This window comes from Streptomyces luteogriseus, assembly GCF_014205055.1.
GTDB classification, from domain to species: Bacteria; Actinomycetota; Actinomycetes; order Streptomycetales; family Streptomycetaceae; genus Streptomyces; species Streptomyces luteogriseus.
The window spans coordinates 6,399,387-6,410,394 of record NZ_JACHMS010000001.1; the positions used below are offsets into that span (position 1 = coordinate 6,399,387).

Annotated in this window: 10 protein-coding genes; 6 read left to right on the forward strand and 4 right to left on the reverse strand. The window is 72.8% G+C overall.

What is annotated here, in order from left to right; all coding sequences use genetic code 11:
- Positions 1 to 284: 284 nt before the first annotated feature.
- From thiE to BJ965_RS28495, 3 genes are all read left to right on the forward strand, one after another.
- Positions 285 to 944, forward strand: a complete 660-nt coding sequence (thiE, locus tag BJ965_RS28485) for a thiamine phosphate synthase (RefSeq protein ID WP_184912360.1) — start codon at positions 285 to 287, stop codon at positions 942 to 944.
- Between the two features lie 98 nt (positions 945 to 1,042).
- Entirely contained in the window at positions 1,043 to 1,966 is a 924-nt protein-coding gene (gene metF, locus BJ965_RS28490; RefSeq protein WP_184912362.1) for a methylenetetrahydrofolate reductase [NAD(P)H], read from the forward strand.
- Between the two features lie 56 nt (positions 1,967 to 2,022).
- Positions 2,023 to 2,964, forward strand: coding sequence for an SCO2102 family sporulation regulator (locus BJ965_RS28495; RefSeq protein WP_184912364.1), 942 nt, complete (start codon positions 2,023 to 2,025; stop codon positions 2,962 to 2,964).
- Positions 2,965 to 2,991: 27 nt separating this feature from the next.
- Here the strand turns inward: BJ965_RS28495 and BJ965_RS28500 are convergent, their stop codons facing one another.
- From BJ965_RS28500 to BJ965_RS28515, 4 genes are all read right to left on the reverse strand, one after another.
- The gene (locus BJ965_RS28500; RefSeq protein ID WP_184912366.1) at positions 2,992 to 4,482 is read right to left on the reverse strand and encodes a phytoene desaturase family protein; all 1,491 of its coding nucleotides are present in this window, start codon (positions 4,480 to 4,482) and stop codon (positions 2,992 to 2,994) included.
- A gap of 433 nt (positions 4,483 to 4,915) precedes the next feature.
- Positions 4,916 to 5,545 (reverse strand): TetR/AcrR family transcriptional regulator, encoded by a 630-nt coding sequence (locus BJ965_RS28505; protein WP_184912368.1) that lies wholly within the window; start codon positions 5,543 to 5,545, stop codon positions 4,916 to 4,918.
- A 47-nt stretch (positions 5,546 to 5,592) separates the two neighbouring features.
- Positions 5,593 to 7,677 carry a YhgE/Pip domain-containing protein gene (locus BJ965_RS28510; protein ID WP_184912370.1) on the reverse strand — a complete coding sequence of 695 codons (2,085 nt, stop codon included), beginning with the start codon at positions 7,675 to 7,677 and terminating at the stop codon, positions 5,593 to 5,595.
- The gene (locus tag BJ965_RS28515; protein ID WP_313667178.1) at positions 7,649 to 8,464 is read right to left on the reverse strand and encodes an ATP-binding cassette domain-containing protein; all 816 of its coding nucleotides are present in this window, start codon (positions 8,462 to 8,464) and stop codon (positions 7,649 to 7,651) included. The genes BJ965_RS28510 and BJ965_RS28515 overlap by 29 nt, the downstream gene beginning before the upstream one ends.
- A gap of 168 nt (positions 8,465 to 8,632) precedes the next feature.
- On the opposite strand from BJ965_RS28515, the gene BJ965_RS28520 reads away from it, so the two are divergent.
- The 3 genes from BJ965_RS28520 (at position 8,633) to BJ965_RS28530 (ending at position 10,929) form a co-directional block, all read left to right on the forward strand.
- The gene (locus BJ965_RS28520) at positions 8,633 to 9,196 is read left to right on the forward strand and encodes an SAV_6107 family HEPN domain-containing protein (protein ID WP_030848177.1); all 564 of its coding nucleotides are present in this window, start codon (positions 8,633 to 8,635) and stop codon (positions 9,194 to 9,196) included.
- A gap of 247 nt (positions 9,197 to 9,443) precedes the next feature.
- The gene (locus BJ965_RS28525; RefSeq protein ID WP_184912373.1) at positions 9,444 to 10,250 is read left to right on the forward strand and encodes a methyltransferase; all 807 of its coding nucleotides are present in this window, start codon (positions 9,444 to 9,446) and stop codon (positions 10,248 to 10,250) included.
- A 280-nt stretch (positions 10,251 to 10,530) separates the two neighbouring features.
- On the forward strand, positions 10,531 to 10,929 hold the full coding sequence (locus BJ965_RS28530; RefSeq protein ID WP_102912203.1) for a DUF3040 domain-containing protein: 399 nt from the start codon (positions 10,531 to 10,533) through the stop codon (positions 10,927 to 10,929).
- Positions 10,930 to 11,008 lie beyond the last annotated feature (79 nt).

Sequence of the window (11,008 nt, forward strand, 5' to 3'; positions counted from 1 at the left end):
ACCTGAACGACCGCCCGAGTGGGGGCCGTGGCCCGCGGGGTCACGGCCCGGGGGTGACCCGCGCCCGTTCCGCCCGGGCTCACGCGGGCCCGGGGCGGGCGTAAGGTGCCCGAGGCGCTCGCGGCGGGACGGGAACACTCCCGTGTCGCCCGCCCGGCGGCCACATGCTCCGGCATCCGGGAGCCGCTCACCCCGCAGCCGGGTGTTCCGGCACCCCGGAGGCGCCGACCCGCGGGCGTCGCGCCCGCCGCACGACACCGACACCGACACCCTGGGGGACACGCATGACCGGCACCGCAGCCGCCACCGCACGGGCCCGGCTCGCCGACGCCCGGGTCTACCTCTGCACCGACGCGCGCAAGCGGCAGGGCGACCTCGCGGACTTCCTCGACGCCGTACTGTCCGGCGGCGTCGACATCGTGCAGCTGCGGGACAAGGGCATGGAGGCCGGCGAGGAGCTGGAACACCTGGCCGTGTTCGCCGAGGCCTGTGCCCGGCACGGCAAGCTGCTCGCGGTCAACGACCGGGCGGACGTCGCCCACGCCGCCGGCGCCGACGTCCTGCACCTCGGCCAGGGTGACCTCCCGGTCCCCGCGGCCCGCGCGATCCTCGGCGACGAGGTCCTGATCGGCCGCTCCACGCACGCCGAGTCCGAGGCCGCCGCGGCCGCCGTCCAGCAGGGCCTGGACTACTTCTGCACCGGCCCGTGCTGGCCGACCCCCACCAAGCCCGGCCGCCACGCCCCCGGCCTGGACCTCGTCCGGTACACCGCCGGTCTCGGCACCGGCCGCCCCTGGTTCGCGATCGGCGGCATCGACCTCGGCACCCTCGACCAGGTCCTGGAAGCCGGTGCCCGGCGCGTGGTCGTCGTACGGGCGATCACCGAGGCCGACGACCCGGGGGCCGCCGCGGCGGAGTTCGCGAAGCGGCTGCGGGAGGCGTAGCCACGACGGTTTGTCCAAGGGATGGACAACAAGCGGACAATCCGGGCAAATGTCAGCCCCCGGTTGGGGGACCGACCGCCCCTGGCTAACCTGCCGGTATGGCCCTCGGCACCGCATCCATCAGGTCGGACCACGCTCGCACCGTCCGCGACATGCTCGCGGACGGCAAGACGACGTACTCGTTCGAGTTCTACGCGCCCAAGACCCCGAAGGGCGAGCGGAACCTGTGGAACGCGCTCCGCCGGGTCGAGGCCGTGGCGCCCGACTTCGTCTCCGTGACCTACGGAGCGGGGGGTTCCACCCGCGCGGGCACCGTCAAGGCGACCGAGGCGATCGCCTCCGACACCACCCTCACCCCGATCGCCCACCTCACCGCGGTCGACCACTCGGTGGCCGACCTGCGCAACATCATCGGCCAGTACGCCGACGCCGGGATCCGCAACATGCTCGCCCTGCGCGGCGACCCGCCCGGCGACCCGATGGGCGACTGGGTGCCGCACCCCCGGGGCCTGGCCTACGCCGCCGAACTCGTCGAGCTGATCAAGGCCTCCGGCGACTTCTGCGTGGGCGTCGCCGCCTTCCCGGCGATGCATCCGCGCTCCGCCGACTGGGACGCCGACGTCCGCCACTTCGTCGACAAGTGCCGGGCGGGCGCGGACTACGCCATCACGCAGATGTTCTTCCAGCCGGAGGACTACCTCCGGCTGCGCGACCGGGTCTCGGCCGCCGGCTGTGACACCCCGATCATTCCCGAGGTCATGCCGATCGCGAGCGTGAAGACGCTGGAGCGGATCGGGTCGCTCACCAACGCCGCGTTCCCTCCTGTCCTGAAAGAGCGGATCCTCACAGCAAAAGACGATCCGGCCGCTGTACGCTCCATTGGGATCGAATTCGCCACGGAGTTCTGTGCGCGGCTGCTCGCCGAGGGCGTGCCCGGCTTGCACTTCATCACGCTCAACAACTCCACCGCGACACTCGAGATCTACGAGAACCTGGGCCTGCACCACTCACCGCAGGCCTAGACCGTTCGCACCGGTATACGACACACTGCGTAACGGCCACTGGGAGAGGGGCGTACATGGGCTGGGCGGTCCTCTACATCGCGTTCGGCATCGTCGCGCTGTGGCTGCTGGGCGAGGTGCTGCTGCAGTACAAGGCGCGGCTGCGCTGGCGCCTGCTGGCCTTCGCCGGGTTCCTCGGCGTCGTCGTCGGTGTCCTGATTCCGTCGGTCGTCGTGATCGGACTGGGCGCGGCCGCCTTCGCGGTCGGGCAGACGTACGTCACCCTGTCGTTCCGCAGCGGCTTCGCGGCCGGCTGGGCGATGAACGCGCCCGCGCTGGGTGGCAGCAAACGCCGCCGCGGTGAGCGCGGCCGCCAGGAGCCGACCCTCGAGGTCTCCGGCCTCGAGGCCGAGGGCGGCTACGGCGAGGAGGCCGGCGCCTACCGTCGCGACCCGGGCGCATACGGCCAGGACGACGACTACGACCGCGACGACGTCTTCACCCCCGCCCGCCCCGTTCACGATCCGACGGCCGCCGAGACCACGGCCGTCTACGAGCCGCAGCCCATGCCCGACGACACGGGCTCCTACGGCGTCTACGACACCAACGGGTACCAGGCCGCGGGGCAGCAGGCCCAGGACCAGTACGCGGCCCAGACGGCCGACCAGTCCTACTCCTACGACTACTCCGGCTACGGCCAGCAGCAGGGGTACGACGCCACGGGCCAGCAGCAGTACGCCGCCTACTCCGACCCGTACATCGGCTCCTCGAACTACGGCCAGGGCTCTTACGACACCACGTACGGTGACCAGCAGTACTACGGCCAGCAGGGCTACACCCAGGACCAGTACGCCGGCACCTACGGCGGCGAGACCACCCCGCCCGGCGGGGTGTGGGTCCCGCAGCAGCGCAACACCGACGAGTACGGGCAGGAACTGCCGCCGGAGCAGCCGTACCCGTACCAGGGCGGCGGGCAGCAGCCGCAGGGGAACGGCCTCGACGAGCAGTACCGTTTCTGAAGCCTGAATCCCGCCGGGGCGGCGCGCTCACTGCGAGCCGCGGAACTCCGGCCCCTCCACGATCAGTCCCGCGACCAGCGCGCCCGACATGCCCGCGTGCGGCAGTCCGCCGCCGGGGTGGGCCCAGCCGCCCACGGTGAACAGACCCGGCATCCGTGTGCCGTTGGACGGATGCAGCAGCCTTCCGCCGGCCGCCGCCAGGGCCGGCACGGGCACCGCCCCGCCCTCAGCGCCCGTCGCGTCCGCGATGTCGGCCGGGGTGCGCACCTCATGCCAGAGGAGGCGGTCGCGCAGGCCGGGCACGGCGCGTCCGGCGGCGGTGATCATGTGGTCGACGAGCCCGTCGTGCGGCCCGCCGGGCCGTGCGGGCACCACCGTCGTGAGGGTGACCGCCTCATGATCGGCCGGGGCCGTGCGCGGGTCGTCGGGCCGCAGCACGGTCACCGTGGGACGGGGAGGTCCGGCCGCCGTACCGAACAGGGCGCCCAACTCGGCCTCGCGGTCCTGGCTGTGGATCACCGTGCGGTGCGCCGTGCCCTCGGGCCGGGCGCCGCGCAGGGCCAGCAGTACGGTCAGCCGGGCCGTCGTCGCGGCCTGCGGCGGCACCTCGCCCTCACCCCGTACGACGCTGCCCGCCGTCAGCCGGGCCAGGATGCCGGGCGCCACCCCGGCCACCACGAAGTCCGCCTCCGCGACCGACCCGTCGGCGAGCTCCACCCCCGACGCCCGGCCGTCCTTCTCCAGCACACCGGTGACGTCGGCGCCGAATCGAAACTCGACCTTCCGGGCCACACACCGCTCGTACACCGCCCGCGCCAGCTCGCGCAGGCCGCCGCGCACGTACCAGGTGCCGAAGGCGTGCTCCATGTACGGCAGCACGACCGCGCTCGCCGGGGTGACCCGCGGATCCAGGCCGTGGCCGAGGGCGTGGCTCTCCAGCAGTGCCGTGAGCCGGGGATCGCCCAGCTCCCAGGCGCCGATCTCGGTGAGGGTGGCGGCCCGGCGGGTGCGCAGCAGCCGCTTGTGCGGCACCGACGGGTAGGGCTCGCGCTCGGCCAGCACCTGCCAGTTCGGCCACAGCGGCTCCTCCAGCAGCGGACGGCGGGTCCGGTCCCAGGCCTCCCGGGCCCGGACCAGGAAGTCGCCCCAGCGCTGCCCGGCACCCGCGCCCAGCGCCTCGTCCAGGGCGGTCACGACGCCCGCGCGGGAGGCGTTCGGCAGCGACACCTGCGTGCCGTCCGCGAAGACGTGCCGGGACGACGGGTCGACCTGGACCAGCTCGACGCAGGACTCCAGCGGCTCCTTGCCGGTCTTGACGAACAGGTCGCGGTAGACGGCCGGCAGCGGCAGCAGGCCGGGGCCCGTGTCGAAGGAGAACCCCTCGCGCTCGAAGCGGCGCAGCGCTCCGCCGTATGTGTCCGTCCGCTCGTACACCGCCACCCGGTGGCCCGCGACGGCCAGCCGGGCGGCGGCCGTCAGCGCGCCCATCCCGGCGCCGATCACCGCAATCCGTGCCATGCCGGCGACTTTATCGGCCGCCACCGACAACCTCGGCCCGCGGCCTCCGAGTACGGGCACGGAGGCGATCGTGACCAGGCGGCGACGGAGCGTTGTGGGGTCCCGTGCGCAAGCCTGAGTACACGTACCTAGCCGGGGAGTTGAGTACGCGCACGGATGGGGGGCGACCTGCGCGCACGAGAGAGTGGAGGCACGGAGAGGGGCACGGCTCCGGCACCGGCGACACGGGGCGCCGGAACGGAGCCGGCCCACGATCCGCTCCTTCCGCCGGCGGTGTCGGCGGGAGCGAGGCACGGGGGAAACCGGGGGACGACCGAACGGGGGTCGTGCGGGGGGACGCACGGGGGAGCACGAGAAGGCGCCGGTTCGAGGTGGCCCGCGGGGGACGCGGCCACACGGGACCGGCGCCTTCGCATGTGCGGCGCGGTTCCGCTCAGCGGCAGCCGCTGACCCGCCCCTGGAGGAGCCGGGACAGTGCCGCGTGGACGTCGTCCAGGGAGCGTTCCGCCTGGAAGGACTTCCAGTCGAGAGCGGCTACCAGGACCATGCCGACCAGCGCGGACGCCGTCAGCGGGATGTCGATCTCCTCGCTGAACTCACCGCCCGCGACGCCGTCGCGCAGCACGTCCTCCACGACCGCGACGACCTGCTGCCGGACCACCATCAGCGTGGACTGCCAGGCCCGGTTGGTGCGCCACAGCTCGGCCACGTACAGCTGGGTGAAGGCCGGGTAGCGGTCGATGAAGACCAGCCCCGCCCGGATCATCGCGTCCAGGGCGTCGACCTTGCCGCCGCCCTCCCGCGCGGTGCGGTCGGCCGCTTCCCGCAGGGAGGCGGCCAGTAGACCCACTCCGTGCCGCAGCAGTTCCTCGAAGAGGACGGACTTGCTCGCGAAGTTGTAGTAGACCGTGCCCTTCGCGACCCCGGCTCGCTCGGCGATCTCGTCCACGGTCGTGGCGGAGAACCCCTGCTCGGCGATGAGCGTGACGGCCGCCTCGTAGAGCTTCTGCCGGGTGGCCTCGCGGCGCGTGCTGCCGCCCGACGCGGCACTGCTGCTTTCCATGGTCCTGATTGTCACAGGAAGCTTTCCGGGGGACGTGCCGGTGGGGCTCACAGGCTCAGCTCCGGGTGCAGCCGGTCCAGCGTCCACACCTGGCGCCGGCGGGCCGCCACGGCGGTCAGCGCGAGGGCGCCGGCGGTGAACGCCGTCAGCACCACGCACGCGTGCCACACCGGTTCGAGTCCACCGCCGGTGATGAGCCGCCTGAGGGCCTCGACGACGTAGCTCATCGGCAGGAACGGGTGCAGGGCGTTGAAGAACCCGGGGCTGGTCTGGACGGGGTACGTGCCGCCCGCCGAGGTCAGCTGGAGCATCAGCAGCGCGAGGACGAGGATCCGGCCCGCCGCCCCGAAGCGCGCGTTCAGCCACTGCACGATCGCCGCGAAGCAGGCCGTCACCAGGAACAGGAATCCCACCGTCCCGGCCGCTCGCGCCATCTGAAGGCCGACCGCCCAGTGCAGCACCGACATCAGCGCCACGGTCTGCAGCACCCCGATCGCCACCACCGGCAGCCAGCCCGCCAGCGCGATCCGCCACGCCGAGGCGCCCGCGGCGAGCGCGCGCCGGTTCATGGGCGCGATCAGCATGTACGCCACCATCGCGCCCACCCACAGGGACAGCGGGATGAAGTACGGGGCGAAGCCGGTGCCGTAGTTGGGCGCCTTGTGCATGTCGTGCGAGGCGAGCCGCACGGGGTCGGCCATGACCTCGGTGCGCCGGTCGCGGTCCTGCGCGTCGTAGTCGGGGATCTTCTCCGCCCCGTCGTGCAGTCCGCCGGCGAGCTTCCCGGAGCCGTCGACGAGCTTGTAGATGCCGCCGTTGAGGTCGTCGGCGCCCGTCTTCAGCTTGCCGACGCCCTTGTCCAGGTCGACGGCGCCGGTCTTGGCCGTGCCGATCCCCTTGTGCAGCTTCTTCGCGCCCGCGGCGACCTCGGCCGCCCCGTCGTTCAGCTTGTTGATCTCCTTGACGGCGTCGGCGAGGTCCTCGGAGAGGTGCGGTGCGCGGTTCGCGAGGGCCTGGGACTGCTTCTGCAGGGTGGCGAGGTTCTTGTCGAGCTTGTCCAGGTCGCCGTCCTGGTCCGCGATCAGCGTGTTCAGGTCGTCCGCGATGAGGGTCACGTCGGCGGCGGCGTCCTTGGCCTTCTTCAGGTCGGAGCAGGCCGCGTCGGGCAGGACGGGATCGTCGCAGCGCCGGGCGTAGACGTCGGTCAGCGTGCCGGACGCTGCGCGGGCGCCCTTGGCGGCGGTCGGGGCCCTCTTCACCAGGGTGTCCAGGTGCTTGCGGATCACCCCGGAGGAGTCGGCGACCAACTGCGCGGTGTCACCGATGGTCTTCTCGTTGCCCTTCAGGAAGGGGCCGACCTTGTCGGCGGTGCCGTTGACCCGGTCGGCGAGCTTCTGCGTGCCCTCGGCGACCTGCTTGGAGCCGTCCTCCAGGTCGCCCGCGCCGGTGTGGAGCTTCTTCAGGCCCGTGGAGAGCTTGCCGCTGCCGTCCTTGGCGTCCTTCAGGCCGTCGGCGAGGTCCTTGGACCCCTTCTCGGCCTTGCCGATGCCGCCGTTGAGCCGGTCGGCGCCCTTCGCCGCCTTCACGGTCTTGCCGTGGATGTCGGAGAACGACACGAAGATCTTGTCCAGGAAGGACCGGGACGTCTTCGTGGACGCCGCCTGCCGCACCTCGCCGAAGACCGTCCGGGAGATCTGCCCGACGATGTAGTTGTTCGCGTCGTTCGTGCGCACCTGGAGGGCGCCGGTCTCCGGGGTGTTCCCGGAGCTGGAGGCGATCCGCTCGCTGAAGTCGGCGGGCAGGGTGAGCGACAGGTAGTAGCTGCCGTCCTCGACGCCTCTGCGGGCCTCGTCGGCGCTCACCTCCTGCCAGTCGAAGGTCTTGCTGTCGTGCAGGCCCTTCGTGATGTCGTCGCCCGCCGTGATCTTCCTTCCGTCGGCGGTCGCCCCCTTGTCGTCGTTCACCAGCGCCACCGGGATCTTGTCCAGACGGCCGTACGGGTCCCAGAACGACCACAGGTACAGCGCGCCGTACAGCAGCGGCAGCACCAGTAGCGCGAACAGCGCGGCGCGCGGCAGCTTCCCCCGCCCGAAGCGGCGCAGCTCAAGCGCGGCCAGTCTCGGCGAGCGCATCGGCCTTCTCCTCTCCCTGGTCGGCCTGGTCGGCCTGGTCGGTGTCGTCGGCCCGGTCGGCCTCGTCCTCGGCGGGCGGTTCTTCGGGGCTCTGCGCGGTGGAGACCGTGACGGCGCCCTCGGGAGCCTCACTGCACACCGCCACGACCGTCGTCCCCGCGTCGGCCAGCGACCTGAGCAGCTCCCAGACCTCCTCGCGTTCCCCGTCCGAGAGTTTGAGGTCGGTGTCGTCGATGCCGAGCAGCCGCGGCCCGCCGACCAGGGCGAGCGCCACCGACAGCCGCAGCGCCTCGAGGCGCTCCAGGTCCCGGACGGCCGTGCGCGGCCCCTTGGGCAGTGCCTCCAGGTCGAGCCCGGCCGCCTCGAGTGCGGCCTCGACGCGCCGCCCGGCCTCGGCCGCCCGCTCGCCGTGGGGCCGCAGCAGTCCGCGCAGTGACGCGCCGAACCGCTGCTGGAGCAGCGCCCGTTCCCGCAGATGCTCGGCGACGGTCAGCGCCGGATCGAGGTCGGTGACCCCCGGGACATGTGCCAGCGCGCTGATGCCGCGCACCGCCGCCATCTGCTTCGGCAGCCTCGCGTCGCCCACGGCGGCCGATCCCTCCGAGACCTTCATCCGCCCCGTCAGCGCGAGCAGCAGGCACGTACGGCCGGACCCGGACGGGCCTTCGACCGCGATGAGCGCACCCGGCTCGGCGTCCACGGAGATCCCGCGGACCGCCCACCCCCGTGGCCCCTTGACCCCGAGGCCGTCGGTGACGATCCGCACCCCTCCCGTCTGTTCCCCCACGAGTCTCCCCTGAATTTGAACTGACTGGTCAGTGCAAAAACTACTCCGAACCTACGAGCGAGGCAAAACGGCAGGTCAGAACGGATTGTCAGTGCCATACCTCACGATGGGTCACATACGGCACTCCGTGACCGGACGTGCCGTCACCCAGACGACAGGAGGTTCGTCATGGCCAACTACCACGCAGCAGCCGCCCGTCGGCGCCGCGCCACCGGCCCTGCCCCCTCACTGACCGGCCCGGCGAGCGACGTGCACCCCGTACTGCGCCGGGCCTCGGCCCCTCCCGCCGCCCTCGACCTTCTCGCCCAGGCCCGCGCGAGCCTCGACGAGGCCACCGCCCTGGAAACACCCAACGAGCGCTACGCGACGGCTCATCTGGCCGCCCTGCGCACCGCCGCCGCGGTGCTCGCCGCCCGGGGGCGCCCGGAGACCTCACCCCGGGCCCGGGCCAAGATCCGGAGCGCCTGGGAAGTGCTCCCCGAGATCGCGCCCGAACTGACCGAGTGGAGCGCGCTGTTCGCCTCCGGCGCCCGCCGCCGTGCCCGGGCCGAGGCCGGCATCCAGGACGCGGCCACCGGCCGGGACGCGGACGACCTGATACGGGACGTGGCGATGTTCCTGCGCCTCGTCGAGCGGATGCTGGTCCTCCAGCCGGTCCTCCCGCAGCCCCGCCCGGACCAGGACCGGCCGCGGGGCCCCGGCACCGGGAGGGACATGCCGGACGCGGGCTGAGCGCGGCCCGGCCCGCCTGACCCCCGGGGCATCCCCGGCCCGGGCCGCCTGACCCCCCCCGGGGGGAATCCCGGCCCGGGCCGCCTGACCCGCGGCGCATCCCGGGACCGGGTCATCCGGACGCCGGAGCCGAGGCAATAGGGTGGGGGACGCCTGAAGTCTTCCCTCCCCGAGGCCGGGGCCGGGGGAGACGCCCCGTTCCGCGCCGCCGTGCAAGAGGCGGTGCCGCGCCGAGGAGTCAACTGCCGTGTCGGACCCGATGCGCCCCCGCGCCTCACTCCGTACCGCCGTGGTCTGGGAGGTCCTCCAGGACGCCCTGGACCGCCGGGTCAAGGCCACGGGTCGGGAGTCGCTGGACGTCCTCGACACCGGAGGCGGCAGCGGTAACTTCGCGGTGCCCGTCGCCCGCCTCGGGCACCGGGTCACCGTCGTCGACCCCAGCCCCAACGCGCTGTTCGCCCTGGAGCGCCGCGCCGCCGAGGCCGGCGTCGCCGACCGCGTGAAGGGCGTCCAGGGCGACGCCCACGGCCTCTTCGACGTGGCCGAGCGCGGTGGCTACGACGTGGTGCTGTGCCACGGCGTCCTGGAGTACGTCGACGACCCGGCCGAGGGCGTCCGCAACGCGGTGGCGGCCCTGCGCGCGGAGGGAGTCCTCAGTCTGCTCGCCGCCGGACTCGGCGGTGCCGTGCTGGCCCGCGCCCTCGCCGGGCACTTCAAGGAGGCCCGGCAGGCGCTCGACGACCCGAACGGACGATGGGGCACGGGTGATCCCGTGCCGCGCCGCTTCACCGCGGAGCAGCTCATGGGACTGGTCGAGGGCGCGGGCCTGCGCGTCGGTGCCGTGCACGGCGTGCGGGTCTTCGCCGACCTCGTGCCCGGCGTCCTGGTGGACACCGAGCCCGGAGCCCTGGAAGCGCTGCTGAAGCTGGAGGAGGCCGCGGCCGAGCTCCCCGCGTTCCACGCGGTGGCCACACAGCTGCATGTGCTGGGTGAGACCCGTGGGACTGCTGGGGCTGGTGGGGCCGGCGAGACCGCTGGGGCCGTCGAGGCCTGAGCCGCTTCGTGAGGTACCGCCGCTGATCAGCGCCTTGGCTGCGCATGGAGTACGCCACAGGCCCCCCGAACGGCGGCGGCGCGCCGTATGATCGAGGGAGACCGTTCCGGCATGACGGATCGGCCGCCGGGGAATGGAAGCCTCAGCGAGCCGACACCGGCCATGGCGGGTTCCGGTTGGTCAATTGGCGCAGAGGGGCGGGTTTCACGGGGGCGATTCCCTGCCTATCCTGAAGGGACCCCCCGGGTCGCCCCGGCGACTGCACGATGAGGAGGACTCCGTGCCGCTCTCGGAGCACGAGCAGCGCATGCTCGAGCAAATGGAGCGAGCGCTGTACGCCGAAGATCCCAAGTTCGCGACAGCGCTCGAGGGAAGCGGGCTGCGTACGTACACCCGGCGACGGGTCTACCAGGCGGTCGCGGGCTTCCTCGTAGGTATCGCGCTCCTCATGGCTGGAATGGTCGCCAAGCAGGTCTGGCTCAGTGTCGTGGGTTTCCTCGTCATGCTGGGCTGTGCGGTGCTCGCCGTGACCGGCTGGCGCAAGGCCCCCAAGCCGGGCGAACAGGCCGCCGGTGCCGCGGGGCCCCAGGCTCGCCGACAGGGTCGTCAGCGCCGCTCCGTGATGGACCGTATCGAGCAGCGCTGGCAGAAGCGCCGCGACGAGCAGGGCGGCCATTAACCCTCCGCGCAGCCGCTCCAGGACTACGTGAACACGTACGTCAGGGGGTGACCACCGACTCGGTGGTCACCCCCTGACG